General features: G+C 61.6%; 23 protein-coding genes. 9 read left to right on the top strand and 14 right to left on the bottom strand.

All coding sequences use genetic code 11. The annotated features are described in order from the left end of the window. The first annotated feature begins 86 nt into the window (after nt 1–86). From Q0319_RS14490 to Q0319_RS14475, 4 genes are all read left to right on the top strand, one after another. Nucleotides 87–1,112 (top strand): ligase-associated DNA damage response exonuclease, encoded by a 1,026-nt coding sequence (locus tag Q0319_RS14490; protein ID WP_299453745.1) that lies wholly within the window; start codon nt 87–89, stop codon nt 1,110–1,112. Beyond that, nucleotides 1,109–2,758 carry an ATP-dependent DNA ligase gene (locus tag Q0319_RS14485; RefSeq protein ID WP_299453742.1) on the top strand — a complete coding sequence of 550 codons (1,650 nt, stop codon included), beginning with the start codon at nt 1,109–1,111 and terminating at the stop codon, nt 2,756–2,758. Before Q0319_RS14490 ends, Q0319_RS14485 begins: the two co-directional genes overlap by 4 nt. A 158-nt stretch (nt 2,759–2,916) precedes the next feature. Next, complete coding sequence (locus tag Q0319_RS14480; protein ID WP_296466980.1) at nt 2,917–3,885, top strand: tripartite tricarboxylate transporter substrate binding protein; 969 nt, start codon at nt 2,917–2,919, stop codon at nt 3,883–3,885. A 31-nt stretch (nt 3,886–3,916) separates the two neighbouring features. Further along, a complete protein-coding gene (locus Q0319_RS14475; RefSeq protein WP_296466977.1) occupies nt 3,917–4,633 on the top strand; it encodes an aspartate/glutamate racemase family protein in 717 nt (238 codons plus the stop codon). Between the two features lie 8 nt (nt 4,634–4,641). Here the strand turns inward: Q0319_RS14475 and Q0319_RS14470 are convergent, their stop codons facing one another. Then, a complete protein-coding gene (locus Q0319_RS14470; protein WP_296466973.1) occupies nt 4,642–5,409 on the bottom strand; it encodes an IclR family transcriptional regulator in 768 nt (255 codons plus the stop codon). A 59-nt stretch (nt 5,410–5,468) separates the two neighbouring features. Continuing rightward, on the bottom strand, nt 5,469–7,001 hold the full coding sequence (locus Q0319_RS14465) for a class I adenylate-forming enzyme family protein (protein WP_296466970.1): 1,533 nt from the start codon (nt 6,999–7,001) through the stop codon (nt 5,469–5,471). A gap of 128 nt (nt 7,002–7,129) precedes the next feature. Between Q0319_RS14465 and Q0319_RS14460 the strand changes: the two genes are divergently transcribed. Both Q0319_RS14460 and Q0319_RS14455 read left to right on the top strand, forming a co-directional pair. After that, entirely contained in the window at nt 7,130–7,885 is a 756-nt protein-coding gene (locus Q0319_RS14460; RefSeq protein WP_296469537.1) for an enoyl-CoA hydratase/isomerase family protein, read from the top strand. Nucleotides 7,886–7,912: 27 nt separating this feature from the next. After that, nucleotides 7,913–8,767 carry an alpha/beta hydrolase gene (locus Q0319_RS14455; RefSeq protein WP_296469535.1) on the top strand — a complete coding sequence of 285 codons (855 nt, stop codon included), beginning with the start codon at nt 7,913–7,915 and terminating at the stop codon, nt 8,765–8,767. Here Q0319_RS14455 and Q0319_RS14450 read toward each other — a convergent pair. The 3 genes from Q0319_RS14450 to Q0319_RS14440 are packed head-to-tail and all read right to left on the bottom strand — an operon-like array spanning nt 8,751 to nt 11,640. Further along, nucleotides 8,751–10,184 (bottom strand): NAD(P)(+) transhydrogenase (Re/Si-specific) subunit beta, encoded by a 1,434-nt coding sequence (locus Q0319_RS14450; RefSeq protein WP_296469533.1) that lies wholly within the window; start codon nt 10,182–10,184, stop codon nt 8,751–8,753. The genes Q0319_RS14455 and Q0319_RS14450 overlap by 17 nt on opposite strands. Next, entirely contained in the window at nt 10,184–10,513 is a 330-nt protein-coding gene (locus Q0319_RS14445) for an NAD(P) transhydrogenase subunit alpha (protein ID WP_296469531.1), read from the bottom strand. Before Q0319_RS14445 ends, Q0319_RS14450 begins: the two co-directional genes overlap by 1 nt. After that, nucleotides 10,513–11,640: a Re/Si-specific NAD(P)(+) transhydrogenase subunit alpha gene (locus Q0319_RS14440; protein ID WP_299453734.1), complete on the bottom strand. Its 1,128-nt coding sequence runs from the start codon at nt 11,638–11,640 to the stop codon at nt 10,513–10,515. The genes Q0319_RS14445 and Q0319_RS14440 overlap by 1 nt, the downstream gene beginning before the upstream one ends. Nucleotides 11,641–11,781: 141 nt before the next feature. Between Q0319_RS14440 and Q0319_RS14435 the strand changes: the two genes are divergently transcribed. After that, nucleotides 11,782–12,291, top strand: a complete 510-nt coding sequence (locus Q0319_RS14435; RefSeq protein ID WP_299453731.1) for an NUDIX hydrolase — start codon at nt 11,782–11,784, stop codon at nt 12,289–12,291. Continuing rightward, nucleotides 12,284–13,411 carry a tRNA 2-thiouridine(34) synthase MnmA gene (gene mnmA, locus Q0319_RS14430; protein WP_296469525.1) on the top strand — a complete coding sequence of 376 codons (1,128 nt, stop codon included), beginning with the start codon at nt 12,284–12,286 and terminating at the stop codon, nt 13,409–13,411. The genes Q0319_RS14435 and mnmA overlap by 8 nt, the downstream gene beginning before the upstream one ends. Before the next feature lie 67 nt (nt 13,412–13,478). On the opposite strand, the gene Q0319_RS14425 is transcribed toward mnmA, so the two are convergent. Next, the gene (locus Q0319_RS14425; RefSeq protein ID WP_296469523.1) at nt 13,479–14,189 is read right to left on the bottom strand and encodes a GntR family transcriptional regulator; all 711 of its coding nucleotides are present in this window, start codon (nt 14,187–14,189) and stop codon (nt 13,479–13,481) included. A gap of 231 nt (nt 14,190–14,420) precedes the next feature. Here Q0319_RS14425 and Q0319_RS14420 point away from each other — a divergent pair, with 231 nt between their 5' ends. After that, the gene (locus Q0319_RS14420; RefSeq protein WP_299453726.1) at nt 14,421–15,281 is read left to right on the top strand and encodes a fumarylacetoacetate hydrolase family protein; all 861 of its coding nucleotides are present in this window, start codon (nt 14,421–14,423) and stop codon (nt 15,279–15,281) included. 142 nt (nt 15,282–15,423) lie between these two features. Here the strand turns inward: Q0319_RS14420 and Q0319_RS14415 are convergent, their stop codons facing one another. The 8 genes from Q0319_RS14415 to Q0319_RS14380 all read right to left on the bottom strand — a co-directional run bounded on the left by Q0319_RS14415 (nt 15,424) and on the right by Q0319_RS14380 (nt 23,816). Continuing rightward, nucleotides 15,424–16,506, bottom strand: a complete 1,083-nt coding sequence (locus Q0319_RS14415; protein WP_299453723.1) for a 2,5-dihydroxypyridine 5,6-dioxygenase — start codon at nt 16,504–16,506, stop codon at nt 15,424–15,426. Nucleotides 16,507–16,510: 4 nt separating this feature from the next. Continuing rightward, on the bottom strand, nt 16,511–17,230 hold the full coding sequence (locus Q0319_RS14410; protein WP_299453721.1) for an alpha/beta hydrolase: 720 nt from the start codon (nt 17,228–17,230) through the stop codon (nt 16,511–16,513). Nucleotides 17,231–17,339: 109 nt separating this feature from the next. Continuing rightward, the gene (locus Q0319_RS14405; protein WP_299453719.1) at nt 17,340–18,620 is read right to left on the bottom strand and encodes an FAD-dependent oxidoreductase; all 1,281 of its coding nucleotides are present in this window, start codon (nt 18,618–18,620) and stop codon (nt 17,340–17,342) included. Next, the gene (locus tag Q0319_RS14400) at nt 18,617–18,919 is read right to left on the bottom strand and encodes a non-heme iron oxygenase ferredoxin subunit (RefSeq protein WP_299453716.1); all 303 of its coding nucleotides are present in this window, start codon (nt 18,917–18,919) and stop codon (nt 18,617–18,619) included. Before Q0319_RS14400 ends, Q0319_RS14405 begins: the two co-directional genes overlap by 4 nt. Nucleotides 18,920–19,031: 112 nt before the next feature. Next, nucleotides 19,032–20,717: an FAD-dependent monooxygenase gene (locus Q0319_RS14395; RefSeq protein ID WP_299453713.1), complete on the bottom strand. Its 1,686-nt coding sequence runs from the start codon at nt 20,715–20,717 to the stop codon at nt 19,032–19,034. A gap of 48 nt (nt 20,718–20,765) precedes the next feature. Further along, nucleotides 20,766–21,905: an aromatic ring-hydroxylating dioxygenase subunit alpha gene (locus Q0319_RS14390; RefSeq protein WP_299453710.1), complete on the bottom strand. Its 1,140-nt coding sequence runs from the start codon at nt 21,903–21,905 to the stop codon at nt 20,766–20,768. A gap of 43 nt (nt 21,906–21,948) precedes the next feature. After that, nucleotides 21,949–22,833 (bottom strand): tripartite tricarboxylate transporter substrate-binding protein, encoded by an 885-nt coding sequence (locus tag Q0319_RS14385; protein ID WP_299453707.1) that lies wholly within the window; start codon nt 22,831–22,833, stop codon nt 21,949–21,951. 221 nt (nt 22,834–23,054) lie between these two features. After that, entirely contained in the window at nt 23,055–23,816 is a 762-nt protein-coding gene (locus Q0319_RS14380) for an isochorismatase family protein (RefSeq protein ID WP_299453704.1), read from the bottom strand. Between the last annotated feature and the right edge of the window lie 6 nt (nt 23,817–23,822).

The raw sequence follows: 23,822 nt of genomic DNA, 5'->3' as shown, positions 1-23,822 counted from the left end.
GCCAGCGCAGCCTTTTTTCGGTTCGCGGCGGGTTTTCAGGATAATGTGGTCATGTCTGGCGATATGCCACCTCCAGGAAGTCTTGCGTGGACCTCATCGTCGCCACCCGGGAAGGCTTGTATTGCCCCCCAGGCGGTTTTCACATCGATCCTTGGCGCCCCGTCGAGCGCGCGGTAATCACCCACGCGCATTCGGATCATGCACGCGTGGGCCATGGCGCTTATCTGGCCGCGCGGGCGGGCGAGACCGTGCTGCGGGCCAGGCTCGGAGATGTTTCCCTGCAAACGCTAGGGTATGGCGAGCCGGTGACGGTCAATGGCGTGCGCATCTCTTTGCATCCGGCCGGGCATGTCCTCGGGTCCGCCCAGGTCCGCGTGGAGCATCGCGGGGAGGTCTGGGTGGCGTCGGGCGACTACAAGCTCGAGCCGGATCCGACCTGTGCGTCATTCGAGCCGGTTCGATGCCACACCTTCATCACCGAATCCACTTTTGGGCTGCCCATCTATCGTTGGCAGGAGAACAGCATCCTGTTCGGTGAGATCAACGAGTGGTGGCGCCGGAATGCCGAGCAGGGCCGCCCCTCGGTGCTCTATTGCTACGCCTTCGGCAAAGCACAGCGCATATTGGCCAGCGTGGATGCTTCCGTTGGGCCCATCATCGTGCATGGTTCCGTCGCGTCGCTCAACGACGCCTACCGTCGCGCGGGCGTAGCCTTGCCCGCGGCCCTGCGCATCTCCGAGGTCGCCGACAAATCCCTCCTGCGTCGGGCGTTGGTGCTGGCGCCGCCGTCGGCCCAGGGTTCGCCTTGGCTTCGGCGGTTTGCCGACCATTCGGACGGTTACGCCAGCGGTTGGATGCGCGTGCGAGGCAATCGCCGCCGTCGCGGCGTGGACCGCGGATTTGTATTGTCGGACCATGCTGATTGGCCGGGCCTGCAGCAGGCCATCGCTGCGACGGGGGCGGAACGGGTGTTCGTCACGCATGGCAGCGTCCATGCCATGGTGCGTTGGTTGCGCGAACGTGGCCTGCTGGCGGAATCCTTCAGCACCGAGTACGGTGACGAAGAGGACGGGGGCGGAGATGAGCTCCAGCCCGCGGCGGGTGAGGCATGAAAGCCTTCGTCGATTTGTACGTTGCGCTCGAATCCACCACATCCAGCCGAGGCAAACAGGCAGCGATGGTGGATTACTTCAGGCAGGTGCCCGCCGCTGATGCCGCGTGGGCAGTGTACTTTCTCGCGGGCGGCAAGCCGCGGCAACTGGTGCCGGTCAAGCTGCTCAAGGAGTATGCGCGGGAGGCGGCCGACATCCCGGAGTGGCTGTTCGACGAAAGTTACCAGGCCGTCGGAGACCTGGCGGAAACGATCGCCTTGTTGCTTCCGGAGTCTGAAGGCCACGATCACGCGAGCCTCTCGGCCTGGGTGGAACACGGCCTGCTTCCTTTGCGTGGCCTGGCGCCCGAGCAACTCAAGCCGCGCTTGCTGGACGCCTGGGCCCGCCTCGACGCACGTGGTCGCCTGGTTTTCACCAAGCTCATCACTGGGAGCTTCCGGGTAGGCGTGTCGCGCCTTTCGGTGACGCGCGCGCTGGCGGAGGTAGCCGGCCTGGATGCCAAAGAGGTGGCGCAGCGCATGGTCGGATATACCGATCTCGGCGCACGCCCCACGGCGCACACCTACCTGGATTTGATTTCCTCCGAAGTGCGCGCCGAGCGGTCGCGAAGCGGCCTGCCTTACCCGTTTTTCCTCGCCCATCCCCTGCAACTCGACATCGGTGAATTCGACGGCGTGCTCGGACCGGTGTCGGAGTGGCTCGTCGAATGGAAATGGGACGGCATACGCGCGCAGTTGGTTCGGCGCAGCGGTGGCGTCTGGGTGTGGTCGCGCGGCGAAGAGCTCGTCAGTGATCGGTTTCCGGAGCTGGTGCAGGCCGGCGAGATGCTGCCTGACGGTACCGTCATCGACGGTGAAATCGTGGTCTGCAAAGAAGGCGAGGTCCAGCCTTTTGCGCAACTGCAGCAACGCATCGGCCGCAAGAGCTTGACGTCGGCCATATTGCGCAACGCTCCCGTGGCGCTCTTGGCCTACGACCTGCTGGAGTGGGAAGGAGAGGATTGGCGGAGCCGGCCTCAACGGGAGCGGCGCGGGAAACTCGATGAATTGCTTGCTGGCGTGGGCGCGGTGTGCCTGCGCCCGAGCCCGCTGCTGCAGGCGGCTTCGTGGGACGATTTCGCGCGCTTGCGCGAATCTTCCCGCAGCCGTGGCGTGGAAGGCATGATGCTCAAGCAGGCAGGCGGCCAGTATGGCGTGGGGCGCAGCAAAGACGTCGGATTGTGGTGGAAATGGAAGGTCGATCCTTATTCGGTCGACGCCGTCCTCATCTATGCGCAGAAGGGGCATGGTCGTCGCGCCAGTCTTTATACCGACTACACCTTCGCGGTGTGGGACGCGCCGCCCGGTACGCCGGGCCGCCGCCTCGTCCCATTTGCCAAGGCATATTCGGGGCTGACGGACGAAGAAATCCGACAGGTGGATGCCGTCGTGCGCAAGACGACGCAGGAAACGTTCGGGCCGGTGCGTAGCGTGTTGCCTACCATGGTGTTCGAACTCGGCTTCGAAGGCATTGCGCGCAGCACGCGCCACAAGAGCGGCGTCGCCGTGCGCTTCCCCCGCATGCTGCGCTGGCGCCGGGACAAGGCCGTCGAGGAGGCCGATACGCTCGAAACGCTGGTCGCGCTATTGCCGCAGGCTGGACGTTGAGTCGACCATAAGCATCTTCCGAAAAAATCGTTGACCGGCCGGGGGCTCCCGAATAACCTAGCTCTACCCGTCATTTGCACAAGTTGTTCGAATTATGAACATAAGCGGAGCGGGGATTCGAGGTTATCAACGGGCAAGAGGAAGTCGTGATGGCGATAATGAAGAAGTGGGCAATCCGCATTGCGGGAGCGGTGATTGCCTCCTGGTCGGCGGCGAGCGCGGCGCAGGCCTTTCCCACCAAACCAATTCGCATCGTTGCGCCGTATGTGCCGGGCGGAACGGTCGATGCCTTGGCGAGGGCGCTGGCTCCCCACTTGTCCCAGGAGCTCGGCCAACAAGTCGTCGTGGAGAATCGCGCGGGTGCCTCCGGCAATATCGGCGCGGAATACGTGGCGGGATCGGAGCCAGATGGCCATGTGTTGCTGTTGACGGCCAGCACGGTCATCGTCAATCCGCTGGTGATGAAGGAGAAGCCACGTTTCGACCTGCATGAGAATTTCACTCCGGTCGGGATGGTGGCGAGCACGCCGCTGGTATTCGTCGTTTCGCCGCAGAGCGGCATTAACACGGTCGGGGAATTCGTCCAGTACGCCAAAGCCCACCCTGACAAGGTGAACTTTGGCGTCGGCGGCTTCGGGTCGGGCGGCCACTTGGCCATGGAAACGTTCAACGTCCGCACGGGCACGTCGATTCCCATGGTGATCTACAAGGGTTCTGCGCCGGCGCTGACCGACATCGTCGGCGGGCAGCTCAGCGCGATGATGGATCCGGTGCTGACGACACTGCCGTTCGTGAACACGGGACGCCTGAAGGCGATCGCGGTGACGGGCGGACGTCGCAGCGATTTGCTGCCGTCGGTGCCGACGCTCGAAGAGGCAGGCGTTCCGAACATGGACTTCGTGTCCTGGTACGGCATGTGGGGGCCTGCGGGCCTCCCGGAATCGGTATCCAACCGTATTCAGTCCGCGTTGACCAAGGTGCTCGCTTCGCCTGATTTCAAGGCTTGGCTCGACAAGCAGGGCATGGTCGCCGGGACGGTCACCGGCAAGCGATTCGGCGATTACGTCTTGCAGGAAAGCAAGAAGTACGCCCAGGCCGTGGCCGATGCAAAGATCGAGCCGAAGTGACCGGCGCTGCACGGGAATAGGAGATCGCAGGATGGCGGGGCGTGCGAAGACTTTCCATGGCGTGACCATCGGCATCTTGATGGTGAAGACGGGGTTTTGCCGCCTTCCCGGAGACGTCGGCCATGCCGGAACCTGGGATTTCCCGGTGCAGTATCGCATCGTGGAGGATGCGACGCCCGACAAGATGATGGCGCTCGAATCGTCCGGGCTGCTGGACTCGTTCAAGGCCGCGGCACGCGACTTGGTTGCCGGCGGGGTAGACGGCATCGCGACGACTTGCGGTTTCCTGGCGTTGTATCAGCAAGAGTTGGCCGCTGCTTGCGGCGTACCCGTCGCCGCAAGCAGCCTGCTGCAGGTCCCGCTAGCGGAACGATTGATCGCGCCTGGCAAGCGCGTGGGCATTCTCACGTTCAGCCGAGAAAGCCTGCATGCGAGCCACCTGGAGGCAGTCGGCGTCCATCCGGGCACGCCGGTGGTCGGCATGCCGCCTGACTCCGTATTCGTGACATCCATCAAATCGGGCGATACCGTTCCACGTTACGAGCCAATGCGCACGGAGGTGCTCGAGGCCGCGGAACGATTGCTGCGGACTTATCCGGAGGTCGGCGCCATCGTGCTGGAGTGTGCCAATATGACGCCATTCAGCGCCGACATTGCCGAGCGTTTCGGCGTGCCCGTGTTCGATGGCGTGACGCTCATCAATTGGTTCCACGCCGGCTTGCGCCCGCGTCGCTACCGCCCTGCGTGAGGCGCTTTTCAGCCGTGCCGAAGGGCCGCGGAGACGTTCTCGCAGGCGCGGTGCAGATGCTGCGCGAGGGGGGACTCCGCATCCAGGCAATCCTCCAGGTCGAGCCCGGAAACCACGATGGCGCCGAGCGCTTCGGTGCTTTGTCCTCGAAACGGCAAGGCGATGGAGGCGAGCCCCCGCTTGTAGTTGCCGACGGTCATGCAGAACCCGCCTGCCTGCCGGATCTTGCGTAAGTCCGGGCGTATTTTGTCGTAGCGGGCCTGGCCCAGGGTGGCGATGCAGCGTTCTTCCGAGTAGGTGGAAAGAACTGATTTACCGCTGGCGCATTCGTCGATCAGGAATTGGTCGCCGATCTCGATGATGACGTTCATGGGCGTGAGCGGTGTCCAGATGCGCTCGACGATGACGATGCGGTCGCGCGCGGGTATCGAGATGGAAACCAGGGCGGAGCGCCCTTGCAGCACTTTTTCCTGCAGTTCGACCGCGTAGGGCAGCACGGCCCGCCGGATCTCCCGGCGGCTGATATGGCCAGCTGCGAACAAGAGGCATTCAGGCCCCAGCGCGTACGTTCCTTCGTGTGCGGTGACCATGCCCCAATGGATGAGGGTCTTGAGGAGCCGATGGACCGTCGTGCGTTCTATGCCCGTGCGGCGGGAGAGCTCTAGCGCGGTGGCCCCCTTGGGCGTGGCCGTGAGCTCGCGCAGCACCGCAAAGGCACGGTCTACGGATTGCACTCGTCCTCCGCCGTCGGCGTCGGAAGAGGGCAGTTCAGGCATCGTCTGCAAGGTTTGTGCTCGATGAGAAAAAGTACCAAGCGCCGCAGGCCTGGCCGTCATCAGTGCGGCAGGGATGTCCGGCTGGCCGCTATCGCTTCACGAATTTTCCGAGTCAACACTTTACCGTAGTGCGATCTTGGCAGGGCGTCCATGAATAGCACGTATTTCGGGCGTTTATGCGAGGATAGGTTTTCCCGGCAATATGCATGGATGTCGTCCGCGCTCATTGGCACGCCGGGTCTTGCCACGATCGCCGCCGCGACGATTTCTCCCCATTCTAGGTCTTCCACGCCGACCACCGCGGCTTCGAGCACGGCCGGATGGCCGCAGAGGACTTCTTCGACTTCGGCGGGTTGCACTGATTTGCCGCCGGTCCGGATGAGGGCTTTGGCCCGGCCCTGTATGCGCAGGCGGCCATGCTGGTCGAGGCAGCCGAGGTCTCCCGTGTGGAACCATCCGTCCTTGAGGACGGCCGCGGTCAGTTCCGGTTGGTTCCAATAGCCTTGCATGACGTGGGGGCCGCGAATCAGCACTTCGCCCGTAACGCCGGGGGGAAGATGGGTTAGTCCGTCGGAAACAACGATTTCGGTCGTCGTGGTGGTGGCCCCGACCAGGCCCAGCGTGTTTACCGGATCAGCCAGGAGCTCCCAGGCTGAGGAGGGGGGCCGATAACAGCTCCACGGCGCCTCGGTGAGGCCATAAATGACGGAGAAAATCGGGCCGAACGCGGCAACGGCGCGTTCGAAGAGTTCCGGCGACATGGCGGCGGCGCCCACCTCTATGCACGCGAGCGAGGTCACGTCCGAACGCTGGACTTCCCAGCGCCGCAATATCCGGATCAGATGGGTAGGCACGAGCGAGGTACAGGTCGGCCGATACCGTTCTACGAGCTCAAGAAAACGGCCCGGTTCGAAATGTGCGCCTAGGATCAGCGTGCCGCCCTGCATTAAATGCGCCAGCAACAGTATTGCGGCGATCGGCCAGAGCGGCCGCACATTGAGCATCCGGTCTCCCGTCCAGCGGCGGCGAGCCTCGGCGATGTTGAGCAGTGCAGCACAGTAGCTGCCATGCGTATGCACGACGGCCTTGGGAATCCCCGTCGTGCCACCCGTGTAATTTAGCGCCGCGATCCAGTCCGATTGGCACTGGACGGGGCAAGTGGTCCTGGCCATGGGCTGGTCCCGGACGATGGTGTCGATACTGCGTGCCTCGATGCCTCCGGCTTGCAGGTCTGGCAGCAACGCATCGACGTGCGGGGCATAGGCAGGGCAGTACAGCAATACGCGTGCGCCGGAGTCGTGGATCTGGGCGAGCAGCTCGCGCGTGGCCAGCGAGGGGTCCAGCGATACCTTCACGCGTCCCGCACTCATGACGCCATAGTCGGCGAACAGAAACCCCGGCGTTGCATCGCCCAGCAGCGCGATGCGGTCGCCCGGCCTGGTGTCGAATGTCTCGAGCAGCCGGTGCGCGCACTCGAACACGGAACCGACGAATTCCCGGAAGCTGTAATGCCTATCGGTTTCGGCGTCGATCAGTGCGCAGCGGTCGGGCCAGGTCTTGGCCGCGTGTTCGAGAAGCGAAGATACGTTCATGCCAGTGAGGCATCCAGGAAGCGATGGAATGGTATGTTCATAATAAACACATATTGTGCTCTATACAAACTCTTCCTAGAATGGCCTTCCCGCTGGCGCCGATGTGGGTGGCGCCGCAAGGAGCAACGATGAGCATCGAATTTCAAAGCGAGGGGGACGGCGTATTCGTTGTCACCCTGAACCGGCCGGAGCGTCTCAATGCCCTGGATTCGGCGCACAAAATGGCGTTGGGCGAGATTTGGCGCGAGGCAGAGGCCCGGGACGACGTGCGGGCGATCGTCGTTCGCGGCGCAGGCCCGAAGGCCTTTTCGGCCGGATCTGATTTCAAGGAGATGAAAGAGACGGGGCGCACGGTGGATACCGAGGTCCTGGCCAATGCGATCCCCACCGTGGGAGTCGAGCTGACCAAGCCGGTGGTCGCTGCGCTGCACGGCTATGTCATCGGATTCGGGTTGACGCTGGCCATCCACTGCGACCTGCGCATCGCCGGCCCGGACGCACGCCTGGCGTTTCCGGAGGTGGAGCACGGCATGCTGTCCGGCATCAGCGATGTCACCTTGCCTGGCATTGTGGGTGAAGCCGCAGCGCTGGAAATCATGCTGACCGGCCGCGCTTACACGGCAGAGGAGGCCCGGGAGATTCGCTTAGTCAATCGTGTCGCATCGGATCCCTATGCCGAGTCGCTCTCCTTGGCGCAAGAGCTTGCGCGCCATTCCTCCCGCGCGATGCGGCTGACGAAGAAACTGGTATTGGCCGAGCGCCGGGCTGCCATAGCGCGCCATATGCAGCTCGTGGGCGAGGCGCGCCTGGACATTGCAAAATCCAGCCGCCACGCGTCGGTCGTCGAAGGGTCCGCCGCCCAGCCGCGGGCACGGATCGACTGAACCATGGGCGAGCCCCACAAAACCGGCATGCCTGCATGGTTTGAGCGTGCCTTGGCGCATCGCCCCGAGTCGCGATTCGTCATGTCAGAGGGCGCCCGGCTGCATTATCTGGCGTGGGGCCTCGAGAGCCGGGACCGCCCGGGCCTGCTCTTCGTGCACGGTTATCGCGCGCATGCACATTACTGGGATTTCATCGCGCCATATTTCACGGACCGCTATCGCGTCGTGGCCATGGACTTATCTGGCATGGGTGATAGCGGGCATCGCAAGACATACAGCGCATTGGGTTTTGCGGCGGACATCGCGGCCGTGGTCGAGGATGCAGGGCTGGCTCCCGCAGTGGTGGTCGGGCATAGCTTCGGCGGTGCGCGGGCATTGCGGGCCGCGGCAGAGTTTCCCCGCTTGATCGCCCATGTGGTGGCCGTCGACAGCATCTGCCGCTTTGCGGACAGCCCCCCGAGTGCGGCGGCCGCCCCTCGCAAGCCGCGCCTCGAGCCCTATCCGGATTTCGAGAGCGCGCGCGCACGTTACCGGCTGACGCCGGAACAACCGTGCGATAACGGGTTCCTGCTGGACCACGTTGCGCGCTTTTCGCTCCGGCCCGAAGGCGGCGGTTGGATCTGGAAATTCGATCCATATTTGCCGCCCGGGCCCCACGAGCCCGACATGGGCGTCGTGCTCAGGGGCCTCGACATCCCCGTGGACTACTTACGCGGGGAGTCCAGCACGGTGATCCGCCCGCAGGAGGCCGAACGCATCGTGGGCTGCCTGCGGCGCGGGCGCGGGCCAATCGTGATCCCAGAGTCTTACCACTACCTGATGCTCGATCAGCCGCTCGCCTTGATCGCCGCGCTGAAGGCCTTGCTTACTCCACGGCCTTGACCATGTCTTCGACGACCTTTTTCGCGTCGCCGAAGACCATCATGGTCTTGTCGAGATAGAACAGCTCGTTGTCCAGGCCGGCGTAGCCCGCGGCCATCGACCGTTTGTTGACGATGATGGTGCGCGCCTTGTAGGCCTCGAGGATGGGCATGCCGGCGATGGGCGATTTGGGGTCGTTCTTCGCTGCCGGGTTGACCACGTCGTTCGCACCGAGCACCAGCACCACGTCTACTTGGCCGAATTCGGAGTTGATGTCCTCCATTTCATAGACCTGATCGTAGGGCACTTCTGCTTCGGCCAGCAGCACGTTCATGTGGCCGGGCATGCGGCCGGCCACCGGATGGATGGCGTATCTCACGTCCACGCCTTTCTCGGCCAGCTTGCTGGAGAGTTCCTTGAGCGCGTGCTGGGCGCGCGCCACGGCCAGTCCGTAGCCGGGAACGATCACGACGCTTTCGGCGTTGGCCAGGAGGAAGGCGGCATCCTCGGGGCTGCCCGACTTCACCGTGCGCTGTTGCTGCGCGCCAGCTTCACCTCCGGCCGAGGCGTCCCCGCCGAAGCCGCCCAATATCACGTTGAAGAACGACCGGTTCATCGCCTTGCACATGATGTAGGACAGGATGGCGCCGGACGACCCCACCAGCGACCCCGCAATGATGAGCATGGGGTTGTTCAGCGAGAAGCCGATGCCCGCGGCTGCCCAGCCCGAGTAGCTGTTGAGCATGGAGACCACCACTGGCATGTCGGCACCGCCAATGGGGATGATGATGAGCACGCCCAGGACGAAGGCGATGGCGGTCATGATCGCATAGGGCGTCCATTGCTGCGTGACGGCGAACCAGATGCCGCAGGCGATCATCACCAGCGCGAGCAGCAGGTTCAGCATGTGCTGGCCGGGGAAGACCACCGGTGCGCCGCGGAACACCCGGAGCTTGTAGCGGCCCGAGAGCTTGCCGAATGCGATCACGGAGCCCGAGAACGTGATGGCGCCGACGAAGGTTCCGATGAACAGTTCGATGCGGTTGCCGATGGGGATGGCCTGGCCGGGTGCGGCAATGCCGAAGGCCTGCGGTTCGGCGATCGCCGCGATCGCGATGAACACGGCGGCCAGGCCGATCATGCTGTGCATGAAAGCCACGAGTTCTGGCATCTTCGTCATCTCGACGCGCCTGGCCATGACGGTGCCGGCCGCACCGCCCGCCAGCAGCCCGAGAATGACCCAGCCCAGGCCTGCCCAGGGCTCGCTGCTCAGCTTGACGATGAGCGCGGCCGTGGTCAGCACGGCGATCGCCATGCCGACCATGCCGAACGCATTGCCCATGCGGGACGTCGTGGGGTGCGAAAGTCCTTTGAGTGCCTGGATGAAACACACCGAGGCAACGAGGTAGAGCAGGGTGACGACGTTGAGCGAGAGCATCAGCGGGCCTCCTGCTTGGACGGTTCGGCAGTGGCGGGCTTGGACTTCTTCCGGAACATTTCCAGCATGCGCCGGGTGACGAGGAATCCGCCGAAAACATTGACCGCGGCGAGCGCGACGGCGAGGACGCCCATCGTTTTGCCCAGGCCGGTGTCCGTCAAGGCGGCGGCGAGCATGGCGCCCACGATGATGATGGCCGAAATGGCATTGGTCACCGCCATCAGCGGCGTGTGCAGGGCGGGGGTGACGTTCCAGACCACGTGGTAGCCGACGTAGACGGCCAGCACGAAGATGATGAGGTTGACGATGGTGTGGTCGATGAATTCCATTACTTGTTCCTCAACACACGGTGGGCGTCGCATACCATGCAGGCGGCGACGATTTCGTCTTCGCGCTGGATGGCCGGCTTGCCGTCTTTGTCGATGACTAGCTTCAGGAAATCCAGCAGGTTGCGGGCGTAGAGTGCCGAGGCATCCGTCGGGACCCGCGCGGCAAGGTTGGTATAGCCGATGATCTTGACGCCGTGGGCCTCTACGATCTCGTCGGGTTTGGAGAGCGGGCAGTTGCCGCCGCGTTCGACGGCGAGGTCGACGATGACCGATCCGGGCTTCATGCCGGCGACCGTTTCTTCAGTGACCAGCACCGGCGCCGGGCGCCCCGGGATCAGGGCGGTCGTGATCACGATGTCGGCCTGCTTGCAGCGCTCCGCGACCAGTGCAGCCTGGCGCGCCATCCAGGCCGGCGGCATGGGCCGCGCATAGCCGCCCACCCCTTGGGCGATCTCGCGTTCTTCTTCGGTTTCGTAGGGCACGTCGATGAACTTGGCGCCGAGCGACTCGACCTGCTCCTTGGCAGCCGGGCGCACGTCCGAGGCTTCTACCACCGCGCCCAGCCGCTTGGCCGTGGCGATGGCCTGGAGCCCGGCCACGCCCGCGCCCAGCACGACCACGCGCGCCGCTTTTACGGTACCGGCTGCGGTCATCAGCATGGGCATGAAGCGGCCGTAGTGGTCGGCAGCGACGATGACCGCCTTGTAGCCCGCGATGTTGGCCTGAGAAGAAAGCACGTCCAGGCTCTGCGCCCGCGTGATGCGGGGAGCCGCCTCCAGGGCGAAGGCGGTTACGCCGGTGGCGGCGAGCTTCGCAAGCCCCTCGGCGTCGAACGGATTGAGCATGCCGAGCAGCATTTGGCCGGAACGGAGATGTGGCAGTTCGGCATCCTGCGGCGCCTGTACCTTCAGGACCAGGTCTGCCTCGGCATAGATTTGCGCGGCATCCGGCACCACGCTGGCGCCCGCGGCCGCATAGGCTTCGTCGGTAAAGCAGGCGTGGCGTCCAGCGCCGGCTTGTACCAGCACCTGGTTTGCGTTGCCGGCGACCAGCTTCTTCACCGTTTCCGGCGTGGCGGCAACGCGAGTCTCCCCCGGCCGTATCTCAGTCGGGATCCCAATCTTCATGAGATTCTCCTTCGTGCGTTGTGGCAGCCCGGCACGAGGGCGCTACCGTCTTGCGCGGTGTGTGCGTTCCCCCGTATGGCCCGATGCATCCTAGCATGCGGCGGGCAGGCATCGACAGCTCCCGGCGGGATAAAATGCCGCATGGATCCGAGCGAGCTTTACACGGTTTGGGCGCCCCGCGTGACCGTCGCCGCCGTCATCGAGCGTGACGGCAGATTCCTCATCATCGAAGAAGAGACGGACGAAGGCCTCAGGCTGAACCAGCCGGCCGGCCACCTGGAAGCGGGGGAGTCCCTCGCCCAGGCCGCTTGCCGCGAAACCCTGGAAGAAACCGCGCACCCGTTCCTGCCGGAAGGGCTGCTGGGCACGTATTTGTGGCGCCCCGGGGGCGAGGCTGCGCCTACCTACCTGCGCTTTGCCTTCGTTGGTGCGGCGGGCGATCCCGTCCCGGGCAGGAGCCTGGACGAAGGCATCCGGCGCGCGTTCTGGATCGACGCCGACGAACTGCGCGCGCGGCAGGCAGAACACCGCAGCCCGCTGGTCATGCGCTGCGTGGACGACTACCTGCGTGCCCGGGCCTCGGGGCGGCCCTGGCTTGCCCTGGACGCCCTTTACACTCACCCGGCAATTTTGGATAAGCATCATGGCTAGCAGTAAGGGACGCATCGTCGTCGGCATGTCCGGCGGGGTGGATTCGTCGGTCAGTGCCTGGCTGTTGAAGCAGCAGGGCTATGAGGTCGTCGGCCTGTTCATGAAGAACTGGGAGGACGATGACGACTCCGAGTACTGCTCGACGCGGCAGGATTGGCTGGATGCCGCGAGCGTGGCGGACGTCATCGGCATCGACATCGAGGCCGTCAACTTCGCGGCCGAGTACAAAGACCGCGTTTTCGCGGAGTTCCTGCGCGAATATTCGGCCGGTCGCACGCCGAACCCGGACGTCCTCTGCAATGCCGAGATCAAGTTCAAGGCGTTCTTGGACCATGCCATGCGCATGGGCGCGGAACGCATCGCCACAGGGCACTACGCGCGTGTCCGGAAGGTCGAGTCGGGGCCCGATGCGGGGCGTTACCAGCTGCTCAAGGCCTTGGACGATACCAAGGACCAGAGTTACTTCCTGCATAGGTTGAACCAGGAGCAGCTCTCGCGGGCGGTATTTCCGCTAGGCGAGATCCGAAAGACCGAGGTGAGGCGCATCGCCCATGAGCTTGGCCTGTCCAATGCGGCGAAAAAAGATTCCACTGGCATTTGCTTCATCGGCGAGCGCCCGTTTCGCGAGTTCCTGAATCGCTACCTGCCCACCAAGCCGGGGCCCATACGCACCCCCGAGGGCCAGGTCGTGGGCCAGCACGTGGGGCTGTCTTTCTACACGCTCGGTCAACGCAAGGGCTTGGGCATAGGCGGCGTCAAAGGGCATCAACAGGCGGACGGCACGGCTGATGCTTGGTATGTCGCGAAAAAAGACCTCGCGGCAAACACCCTGTATGTGGTGCAAGGGCACGATCATCCCTGGCTGCTGAGCCATGGGCTGCAAGCGGAGCAGGCCTCGTGGGTGGCGGGCGAGCCGCCTGCGCCCGGTTCGTACGGGGCCAAGACGCGTTATCGCCAGCCCGACGCGCCGGCGGTGTTGGAAAGCGCGGCTGGCGACGGTTTTGCGCTGAGCTTCCCGCAGGCTCAATGGGCCGTCACGCCCGGCCAGTCCGCCGTGCTATACGACGGTGAGGTCTGCCTGGGCGGTGGCATCATTACGGCACCTTCTTCCGAACGCTGACGCACGGGCCCGCGGCCGTTCTTCGCGGCGGAAGGCGCCAGGGCGGGTACGCCGGCGGCACCCGGTCCTAGCCCCTAGCAAATGCCTCCGGGTCTTCGAGCACGATGCGGGCGGTTTCCTGGTAGTGCCGCGTCAAGAGCGTCACCGCGAGGTCTGCGTTGCCGGCGGTGATCGCATCCATCAATGCCTGATGCTCTTCCTGGATGGGGCGGTCGGGGAAGATCTTCTGCACGGAGAGCTGTCGATACCGATAGAGCTGGTCTGCCAGCTGCTCGCAAAACCCGATCAACCAGCGTGAGCCGCAGCCGCCAATCAGCGCCCGGTGGAAAGCCCGGTGCCGCTGCTCCCATTCCGGATTGGCCTCGAAGCGGTCCGGGTGCAGGGAGCGCGGGGTTTTCGAAAGGCGATGGAAGGCCAGCACCAATTCCTCTTCCCATTGCGCGGATCCGGATGCCATGGATTTGCGCAGCGCCAGTTCTTCCAGCCAACAACGCGTGTTGGTGATCTCGATTAGATCCGCCGGACTGACGGAGGCCACGGCAAATCCGCGCTGGTCGCGTTGTTCGACGAGCCCGTCGGCCGTCAGGCGGTTCAGCGCTTCCCGCACGGGCGTTTGTCCTGCGCCGTAGTGATGGCTGAGGAATTCGATTTGCAGTTTGCGGCCGGGGGCCAGCAGGCGGCCCGCCAGCAGGTCGGCGCGCATGCGGTCGTAGAGCGAAGACGCCATGGTGGGGGCGGCTGCGCCCTGGTCGGCTGAATGGGCTGGGTTTCGTGCCACGGATGCTCCAGAAGCCCGGCGTCCCGGGAGTGCACTGGCAAAGGTCGGGGCAATTTTATATGAATGTGTATAAATCGCCGATAGTGGAGAAAATATGTACAAAAAATTGCGCCGAAGAAAAATATATATAAAATGGCGGGGCCAAAGGAGCATGTGCCGCCCGAGGCGCGCCGCTGCATGGCCGGCCTGTCGCGCATGCGCGTTCTTCCCTTGCACACACTGGAGTTAGAGATGAGATTCGTGAGTTTCCGCAAAGACGGCGCCGTGCGCCTCGGCGTCGTGGCCGACGACGGCGTCATCGACCTGAACCAGGCACAACCCCAGGTGCCCGCCGACTTGGGCGCCGCGCTGCAGGCCGGCGTGGACCTGCAGGCTGCCGGCAAGGCGGCCATCGCCTCGTCCGCTCCCCGCCTGTCCCTTGATTCCCTCGCCTATGCGCCGGTTGTTCCCCGGCCCGGCAAGATCATCTGCCTGGGCCTGAATTACTACGATCATGCCAAGGAAGGTGGCCGCGACAAACCGGAATACCCCTGGTTCTTCTTCCGTGGCGCGACCTCGCTGCTCGCGCACGGCGAGCCCACGCTGCGCCCCCGCGTTTCCGACAAGTTCGACTATGAAGCGGAACTCGCCGTCGTGATCGGCAAGGCCGGCCGCCACGTCAAGCGCGACAAGGCGCTGGACCTGGTCTTCGGCTACTCCTGCTTTAACGACATCTCGGTACGCGACTACCAGAAACGCACGCCCCAGTGGACCATCGGCAAGAACTTCGACGCCACGGGTGGTTTCGGCCCGACGCTGGTGACCGCCGACGAGCTGCCCCCGGGCGCGCGCGACCTGTCCATCAAGTGCCGCCTGAACGGCCAGGTCATGCAGGACGCCAACACCAGCGACATGATCTTCGACGTGCCCGAGACCATCGAACTGCTCACCGAAGTGCTCACGCTGGAGCCGGGCGACGTCATCGTCATGGGTACGCCCGCGGGCGTCGGCCAGGCCCGCAATCCGCAAGTGTGGATGAAGCCGGGCGACGTCGTCGAGATCGAGATCGAGAAGATCGGCGTGCTGCGCAACCCGGTCCAGGCTGAAGCCTGAGGCGTGACGGGCTGCGGCGTCGACCGCCGTGCACATGGAAAAGCGCGCCGCGGCGCGCTTTTCTTTCGAGAACTCGCCTTACCTATGAGTTACAGTGCCTTGGATACGCAGGAAGGCGTTAGGCTCCGTCGTTGACTATTCGTCAGGCCGGTAGAGTCGTCGTAGGCGGGTTGACAGGACGTTCCACTTTCAAATCCGGGTGCACGATGTCTCCGTCCCGGACGATATCCACGCCATCTAGTTTAAGGCTGCATCCGCGCATCGGGATGTCCATGTGGCAGGGGGTATCGTTGTCTCCTCCTAGCTCCACGTTCGGGCCGAGCGAGAACAAGACGTTTCCATAGAACGACAACGCGTTCATGATGTGCTCGTCATTGAGATGGCGGGTGGTATGCATGTGATACCAGCGCGCAGCGTCGTTCATGCCCCAGCCGATGTGTGATATGGCGTATGCTCGGGGGTCCTTAAAGCTTCCCATGTAGGTACGCATCAGATCGGCATCTAGGCCGTCTCCGTCAATCTTGACGACGTAGCCTCGTTCGACGGTCAGGACGACGTTGGAGTGCAGGTAACGCTTGAAAGCGGCGAAGATATCCCCTTGCCGAAGTACGACGGTTCCATTCACGGCACCGTCATTGGCTTGCGTAAAAACGAAACCGGACGGAAAGTTGTCCCATCGCCCCGGTTCTTCCGTATAGCCGTATTCCGACATGACTGGATACTGGCCCAACTCGTAAACGATGTCCGTTCCATAGGGCGATGTGATGTGAAGGTGGCGCCCCTGCATGAGAATTTCACGGCCCCGTTCCACGCGTCGTGCGAGGTCTGGAGTAGGAAACATCGCGCGCAGGACATGTGGTGGTTCCATGATTCTAAGAATGCGTACTCCAGCGGCTTGCATGTCGAGCTGCTCGCGCGAGAAAAGCAGACCCACGAGATCGATGACCATGTCGCAGCGCTTGAGCATGTCAAGCAATAGTTCGCGTCCTGCATACGGATGGCGACCCTGAACGGCTGCCAGGCGAGGCTGCTCACGTTGGACGGAAAGGTTGAAAGCCTGGGCACCAAGACGAGTGGCAGCCTTCAACAGTGCCTGAACGTACTCGGACCATTCTCCCGTGGCGCTAAGAATGGCCACCTGCTCGCCCTCATGTACTTTGCACAGCCGAAGTTCCTCTAGGAACAACTCCACGAGGTCAAAATCCGCAGATGTGGGGGTAGGCATTTCATTACACTCCTTCTTGCAGGGCCCGCCTGAGAATTCGCAGACATAGGTCGGCGTTCTCCGCCTGGATCTGGTGCGCCGCGCCAGGGGCTTCGATGATGCGCAGTCGCGGTTGGCTACGTAAGAACTGTTCGACTTCTTCGGCGTTGATCACGCCGCTCGCACCTGCGACGACGAGCGTTACAGGACAAGTGATTCGTGAGACGTCGTCATAGATGTCTTGGCTATGAAAATCGTGGTAGGCGGCGTCTATTGCGCGAGGGTCGCATGTGGCGAGCCATTCGGCACGTTGGCGTAGCAGAGGTTCAGGCCAGCGGGCGATACCCGGTTGACGTAAATAGGCCTCACCTTCTCCGAGCCTTGCCGCTTTCACCATTGCGAGCGTTCGAGAGGACGCAATGGGATAGGGACGCCTTCCCGGAGCGCTAGCAGGCGGGTCGAGCATGATCACCTTGCCAACTACGGACGATCGCGCGGCGAGGCGTGCTGCTATCCGCGCTCCCATGGAATGGCCTATGACGATGGGAACGTTCAAACGGGTAGCAGCGATAAACGCTGCGAGGTCTTCCGCACAGACGTCCAGTCCGTAGTCTAGAGTCTCCCCCTGCTCACTCAGTCCTCGCCCTCGCACGTCGAGTATCCAGATATCCCAGGAATCCGAAAGATGCTCTGCGATGTGGGTCCATAGAATGGCGGGGCTAACAATACCCGGAACGATGATCACGGAGCGGCCTGGGCCGGGGTGATGCAAATAATGTTGCCGGATTCCATTTGCGTGAACGTGCCCTCCATAGGGGGCAGGGCGCGGAGAGACTGGACTGGACATGCTGTCGTTACCTACGCTCATTCGTTGAGGCCTGCAGTTCGCGCACGGTGGACTTGAGCGGTATGCCTTCATCCGCCAATATGCGCGCATCCACGGGAGTGTCGGTGCCTACGAGATTGCGCAGCAGACGCAAATCTCCGCCTGCGTTCACAGCGATTACCTGGACCAGGCGATCGTTTTCCATCCCAAGGAGGAGAAACTTAGGGCGCTCGGCCTCGGCCACAAGGGAGCCTCGAGTGGTGTACGACAGTACCGTTCCGCGTGCCGTTCCAAGGATTTGAATATTGCAATCAAGCATGTCGGTCCAGAACCAAGGGACGCCGCGCGGAGCGGGATGCAGGCCCAACATGGCTGCTGCAGCCGTGCATCCTTGCTCATTGGCCGATTGCCAAGATTCGAGGCGGATCCTATTCCCATACCATGGATGTCGTTGGCTGACGCAATCGCCAGCGGCATAAATGCCCGTTTCGCTAGTGGTGCACAATGCATCAACCAGGATGCCCCCATTCAGGGCGTCGAGGGATAGGCCTGCTGCCTTGGCAAGTTCGATGTTGGGCTCTTGTCCGACTGCGATGATGATGATGTCTGCGAAGATCTTGCTGTGATTGTCCAGCGTTGCAATGTAGTGGTCACCTTCGAGGGAAATCGAGGCAATCCCGTTTCCTAGCATGGTCTGTATACCAGCCTTGGAACACCGCTGATGCAGCCACTGGCCTAGAATCATGGGTGCGCTGCGCGAAAGCGGATGGGAGGCGGTGTCGACGATATGGACTTGTCGACCTAGCGCAGCCGCACTCGAGGCGACCTCCAGGCCGAGATAGCCCGCTCCAACAACTAAGACCGATTGCACGCGTGTCAAAGCATCTCGTAGGCGGAGAGCATCTTCCAACGTGCGTAAGTAGTGCACACCTTTTGCGTCGGGCGGTAGGGTGGGAAGGACGCGGGGGCGTCCCCCGGTCGCGATGAGGCAGGCGTCGAAAGACAGCCAATCACCTCGGGTATCGCAGACTCGGCGTCGCTTCACGTCAAGTTCGGTCACCCGATAGTCGGGCCGAAAGGTAATGTCGAGTGCGGCTAACTCGTCTGGCCCGAACAGTGCTATTTTGTCGAGCTGGCCTGTGCCCTGCAAAATGCCTTTTGACAAGGCTGGCCGTTCGTACGGAAGGTGCGATTCGTCGCTTACGAGGGTGATTTGCCGATCGTAGCCGAGCCGCCTGAGTTCGCGTGCGGCCGATGCGCCGGCATGTCCTGCGCCGATTATCAGCACATTGCCAAGGTGGGCATTCATAAGTCCACCCAGATCTCTTCGTCTCGAACCTCGACAGGATAGACAGCAAGATTTTCTCGCGCGGGTCCGCATTGCACCTCTCCGGTGCTCACGTCGAACCGCGCGGCGTGTAGCGGACACTCGATGCAGTTGTCCTCGAAGAAACCATCTGTGAGCAGCGCGAAATCATGGGTACAGACGTTCGACGTCGCATGGATTGTTTCTCCAACGCGGAACAATGCGACATGCTCGCCGTTGTGTTCGCAGGCAAGCATGTCGTCCTGGAAATCCCCCATGCGTGCCATCATGACCCACGCCATCAATATCTCCTTCTATGCGGTGGAAAGGTACCGGTGCGGCTTCTTCCTGGGTTTCTTGGGAAAAGATGCGCACCGGCTCGGCTTTGACAGTGATGTGCGGAGCGTAGGGGCCCTACACTCCCCGGACCGTATCGAGCACGGCACCAACATCTCGCGGAATGGTATCGCCGCGCCAGGCTACATGTCCGTCGGGTCGTACCAGGACGTAGCGCCGCTCATACAACTCGGACACGGCTGGTGGAGCTTCCTGAACGGATATCGGTATCCCGCGCTCTTCAGCAGCGTTCAGGAATGGTTGCGTGCCGGCGACACCATCTGCCGCTGAAACGAGCACGAAGCCTTGGCCGTACCAGTCGAGCGTGGAGGAGCCGTCGGCTAGCCACGCATGCGGTGCGCGCGAACCGGGGCGAGAGCTTTGTACGTAGACCATGGGCTCATCCGGGGGAGGAGGCGTGCCATCGTTGATGACAACGCGAGATTCGTCATAGCGGTAACCCATTGACGTGCCCGCGATTTCCCATTCCGGCAGCATCACTTCTTTAAGCGTGGCACCGATACGCGCCCTGCTTTGTTCTCCTTCTGGCGTGTCGTCCAACACCTTGGAGTAGTCGAGATCCAGCTCCCACGGACGGAACAAAGCCGTAGCCGCGCGCACAAATCGCTGAGCTGTGGGATAGCGATCATCGTGATAAGACTCGAGCAATGCCTTCCCACCCCAGCCGTCTAGGTTCGCCTGAAGCTTCCAACCCAAGTCGAATGCGTCGCCGATTCCTGTGTTCATGCCATAACCACCGGTCGGTGACATGGCGTGCGCGGCATCTCCGGCCAAGAAAATGCGTCCTCCATGAACAAATCGGTCAGCGACGATCTCGCGACGGCGCCACGGAGAAATCGCCTTCACTTCAAACGGGATCTCGTCGCTACCGAAGCAACGGCGAACAAGGGCATTGACGTCCATGTTGGCTAGATCCAGCTTGCTTGCGGAACCGGAAAGTGACAATCGCCACTCGTCTCGGCCATCGACGACAGTGAGATTGCCCCAAATGCCCTCGGATCCAATCAGCATGTAGCGTTCCGCGGCTCCCATCGGGTGCTTGTGGTGTAGATTGGGGCTGTATACCAGCAAGCTTGCGGTGTAGTTAATGACAGGAATGCCAGAGACTCCGATTTCCAGCGCGTTGCGCACACCACTGTCAACGCCGTCGCAGGCTACCATGTACGCCGCGCGTATCCGGGTGATATTGTCACCGTCGGGCACGCCTCCGATCTGGACTTTTTCCAAGTTTTCGCCAGTGAAATTATTGCGCTTGCCACCGCGAATGTGCCGGACATACGCCGTGACCCCATCATCGTCGTATGCGAAGCGCTCCAAGCGCTGCTCGCGCATGAGTCGAACGCTGTTATAGCTCGTCGCTACCTTTTCGAGTACCGGGTCGAGAAATTTTTGAGGGCAGCGGTGTCTATCTTGAGGGGTGAAGTCAGGAATTTTGCGCCCGCCGAGCGGGGCATAGGGCTCCCGTTCCAGCTCATATCCACACAGGCTCGTGCAGTAGACGATATCTAGTGCGTAATCCTGAGGGAAGCCTGCACTGGCGACCATATCCACAATTCCCCAGCGACGGAAAATTTCCATCGTACGGGAGCTCAAACCTGAAGCTCGTGGCAAGACAACGTCGACGCTTTCTTGTTGGTCGACGATGATGCAGTCAATCCCTTTTGAACCTAGATCGATCGCGAGGGATAACCCGACGGGGCCGGCTCCGACAATCAGGACGGAAGTTTCCAAGCTTGCAACCATGTTATTGATCTGCTCCCTACAGTTTCTTTATTCCGCGTGTTGCCGCGGTCACATGCCCATTGCCTCGAGGTAGTACTTCATCAGGTGTTGGACGACGATCTCTGTTTTGGCCATCGGTCCCGGTTCGTAGAACCGTGAGCTCATCGCTTTTTGGAGGGCCACTACCATTTCAGCGTCTTCCTTGATGATTTGTCGGACGAAGGTCCTATAGTGATCCAGGCGATCATGGAAGTCCTCCATCTTGAGTGCCTTGGGGTCGAAGAGGAAGTAGCACTCCAAGGTCATTTTGTCCACGCCACGGGGCCATGCTTGCCATAGGCGCAGGCTGTCGTAACGCATGGACATGTTGATATTCGGGAACAAGCCCGCGCGCGTGGCGTTTTCAGCGCCATTTCCTTCAAGCCATGGCAATGTCGGGAATAGTTGCTCACCTGTCTTCGAGTGGGGGCGCCCCTTCTGGTCATAAGCCCACGAGCCGCGCTCATAAAGACGGGCCTGCAGGTTCCGATAGTTGTTGAAGGCGCCGATTGTCCCTTTGTGAATTACGGGGACGTGATAAATGTCGACTAAGTTTTCGACCAACAATTTCCAGTTGCAGTCGATTTCGAGAACCATCTTGTCTGCCAGGGCGCATTGGTCCGTTTGAAACCACCAAAGTTCGTCGCCGAGTACGCCGATGTGCTCTTCAAAGGGTATTGGATTTGGATTGAACGTAACGAATATCCATCCTCGCCAAACGACTGAATGCAAACGATGGAGTCGGCTGTTTCCGAGCGGTGCAGAATCGTTTTCCAGTCTGGGAGCGGTAACCAGCTTGCCGTCGAGGTCGTACAGCCAAGCATGGTAAGGGCAGCTGAAGTCTTTTGCGTTGCCCGTACCGTAAGCGACCGCGACTCCACGGTGCAGGCACATATTCATAAACGCTACGATCTGGCCTTCGGCATTTCGTGTGACGACGAACGGCTCTCCGACGATCTCCTTTGTCAAGTAATCGCCAGGATTGGGAAGCTCGTCCACATGGGCCACGCACAGCCACTCTTTCATGAATATTCGGTCTTTTTCCTGCGCGGCGATTTCTGGCGATGAATAAACTTGACCTGGAAGATGCCGCGCATCGGCTAAAGGTTCGCGAGTTTTCGCGAACTGGTGCTGCAAATCATGAAAGAGTAGGGGCTCTACATTATTCACAATTGCCTCTCCTGATACTGTTGCGAATTAAGTAATCGTGATGTCAGTTGTCGACGCTTATGCCTGCCTGTTTGACCGCAGTAGCGAATCGGGCGCTGTCGGTCTTGATGATTTCGGCGTACTCCGTGGGTCCAGCGCCGCTTATGATGATTTGATTGACCTTGGTCAGCCTCTGAGAGACGTCGGGCAATTTGAGGACAGCATTTAACGCGGCCGAAATGCGCTCTCTCAGTGCCAAGGGCGTGGCGGCGGGCGCGAGCAGTCCTATACCTGTGCTGTAGTCGTAGCCGCCGTATGTTTCTGCAATAGACGGGACGTTGGGTGCAAAAGGAGAGCGGGTGCCACTGGTAACCGCCAGTTGACGGAGTGTGCCAGCCTCAATGTGGGCCTGAACCGAAGTGGGAGATGCGACCAAAATGTCGATATCGCCGGCCAGAATGCCTTGTACCGATTGCCCCGAGCCTTTATAAGGGACATGGACGAGATTCAAGTTTGAGGCCGCCTTGAAAGCCTCCATCGACAGATGGTGTACGCTGCCAACGCCAGCAGTGCCGTATGTCAGCGGTTTGCCTGGATTGGCCTTCGCGTAGTCGATCATCTGCTGCAGGTTCTTCCAGGGTTTATCGTTCTTTACGAGGAAAAACAGGGGTACAGTGCCTGCCAGCCCGACGGGAGCGAGGTCTTTCACCGGGTCGTAGGGCGGAGTCTTGAGCAGCATGGGGGCGATAATGAATTGGCTGTCAGCTAGCAGCAACGTATGACCGTCAGACGGGGATCGCATCAACGCGTTGACAGCGAGTACTCCGGCAGCTCCGGGCGCGTTCTCGACGACGATGGTTTGATGAAAGCTTTCGCTCATTTTTTGGCTGAGCAAACGAGCTAGGCTGTCTACCGCGCCTCCAGGTGCGTACGGCACGAGCATGCGCATACTTTGTCTCGGAAAAGCGTCCGCGGCGCTGGCTGGCTGTAAACACGACATAACGAAGGCGGCGGAGATTAGGCTGCGTGCCAACCAGCCAGTCTTGCTGAGCTTCTTCGACATCATCATTCCCCCTAGAGAGTAGGCCTTGTGTTGACCCATGGGTTGAGTAAGGAGGTGCGCATCGTGCCCGCTCGCGATTAGAGCGAGTCGTAGATTGCACCTTCGGGTTAGCCGGGTTTCTTGATTCGTTCGTCCATGAGGGCGAGCGCATCATCGGTAGGCATCACATCGGCGTACTTGCTAGCCATGTCGAACAGGTTCACTGCGTGCGATACTTGTGACCTGTCGAAAACGCATTCATGAGGAACGACGATTCGAAGGCCGTAAGAGGTCGCGTCGATGGCTGAAGCTCTAATGCAGCCGCTCGTCGTACATCCGGTTAGGAATACCGTATCGACTTTCAGATTGATGAGGTGGCTGATGAGAGGTGTTCCGAAAAATGCGCTTGGGTGATATTTCGGAATCACGATCTCGCCTTCGCACGGCGCGACTTCTTCTACGAATTGATACCCTCTTGCCGGGATGGACATAACTGCCGGCGCTTTGTCGGCGAACCTACCCCCATCCGCGGCACTCTTGGGAGCAACGTGCGGGAATATCACAGGACACCCCATCTCCCGGAATTTCTTCATTAGCCTCGCGACATGTGGCACTGCGCGCCACCCGTGCTCTCCGCAACTCGTTGGGTACTCTTCCCGGATCGAGTCCATTACAGGTAGGCATTTGTGGCCGACCGAGCGGTATTGCAAATCGATGACCAACAATGCAGGGCTGATTTGTCCTTTGAAGGGGGTGCCGAAACCCGCTGCTCGGTAAATGGCCTGCTCGTCCTCCGGGATGACGTGGTGCCACGGGGGTTGGCGTAGATCTCCTGGCATGACCTCGGGCTGATCGTTATTGGCGCCGGTTGGATCGTTCCACGTCCTCATGTATTC

The sequence above is a fragment of the uncultured Pigmentiphaga sp. genome (assembly GCF_937950555.1).
In the GTDB taxonomy this organism is placed as follows: Bacteria; Pseudomonadota; Gammaproteobacteria; order Burkholderiales; family Burkholderiaceae_B; genus Pigmentiphaga.
This window is presented reverse-complemented; position numbering and strand designations above follow the sequence as displayed.

What these genes read in the sequence shown, in the direction of transcription:
- Q0319_RS14485 (WP_299453742.1), top strand. Translation starts at nt 1,109, where the DNA reads ATGAAAGCCTTCGTCGATTTGTACGTTGCGCTCGAATCCACCACATCC.
- Q0319_RS14405 (WP_299453719.1), bottom strand. Translation starts at nt 18,620, where the DNA reads ATGAATGCCCACCTTGGCAATGTGCTGATAATCGGCGCAGGACATGCC.
- Q0319_RS14385 (WP_299453707.1), bottom strand. Translation starts at nt 22,833, where the DNA reads ATGCGCATGCTCGTGCCGTACGCACCTGGAGGCGCGGTAGACAGCCTA.
- Q0319_RS14440 (WP_299453734.1), bottom strand. Translation starts at nt 11,640, where the DNA reads ATGAAGATTGGGATCCCGACTGAGATACGGCCGGGGGAGACTCGCGTT.
- Q0319_RS14415 (WP_299453723.1), bottom strand. Translation starts at nt 16,506, where the DNA reads ATGCCTACCCCCACATCTGCGGATTTTGACCTCGTGGAGTTGTTCCTA.
- Q0319_RS14480 (WP_296466980.1), top strand. Translation starts at nt 2,917, where the DNA reads ATGAAGAAGTGGGCAATCCGCATTGCGGGAGCGGTGATTGCCTCCTGG.
- Q0319_RS14465 (WP_296466970.1), bottom strand. Translation starts at nt 7,001, where the DNA reads ATGAACGTATCTTCGCTTCTCGAACACGCGGCCAAGACCTGGCCCGAC.
- Q0319_RS14455 (WP_296469535.1), top strand. Translation starts at nt 7,913, where the DNA reads ATGCCTGCATGGTTTGAGCGTGCCTTGGCGCATCGCCCCGAGTCGCGA.
- Q0319_RS14400 (WP_299453716.1), bottom strand. Translation starts at nt 18,919, where the DNA reads ATGGCGTGGGTCATGATGGCACGCATGGGGGATTTCCAGGACGACATG.
- Q0319_RS14460 (WP_296469537.1), top strand. Translation starts at nt 7,130, where the DNA reads ATGAGCATCGAATTTCAAAGCGAGGGGGACGGCGTATTCGTTGTCACC.
- Q0319_RS14395 (WP_299453713.1), bottom strand. Translation starts at nt 20,717, where the DNA reads ATGGTTGCAAGCTTGGAAACTTCCGTCCTGATTGTCGGAGCCGGCCCC.
- Q0319_RS14445 (WP_296469531.1), bottom strand. Translation starts at nt 10,513, where the DNA reads ATGGAATTCATCGACCACACCATCGTCAACCTCATCATCTTCGTGCTG.
- Q0319_RS14435 (WP_299453731.1), top strand. Translation starts at nt 11,782, where the DNA reads ATGGATCCGAGCGAGCTTTACACGGTTTGGGCGCCCCGCGTGACCGTC.
- mnmA (WP_296469525.1), top strand. Translation starts at nt 12,284, where the DNA reads ATGGCTAGCAGTAAGGGACGCATCGTCGTCGGCATGTCCGGCGGGGTG.
- Q0319_RS14470 (WP_296466973.1), bottom strand. Translation starts at nt 5,409, where the DNA reads ATGCCTGAACTGCCCTCTTCCGACGCCGACGGCGGAGGACGAGTGCAA.
- Q0319_RS14475 (WP_296466977.1), top strand. Translation starts at nt 3,917, where the DNA reads ATGGCGGGGCGTGCGAAGACTTTCCATGGCGTGACCATCGGCATCTTG.
- Q0319_RS14450 (WP_296469533.1), bottom strand. Translation starts at nt 10,184, where the DNA reads ATGCTCTCGCTCAACGTCGTCACCCTGCTCTACCTCGTTGCCTCGGTG.
- Q0319_RS14380 (WP_299453704.1), bottom strand. Translation starts at nt 23,816, where the DNA reads ATGAGGACGTGGAACGATCCAACCGGCGCCAATAACGATCAGCCCGAG.
- Q0319_RS14420 (WP_299453726.1), top strand. Translation starts at nt 14,421, where the DNA reads ATGAGATTCGTGAGTTTCCGCAAAGACGGCGCCGTGCGCCTCGGCGTC.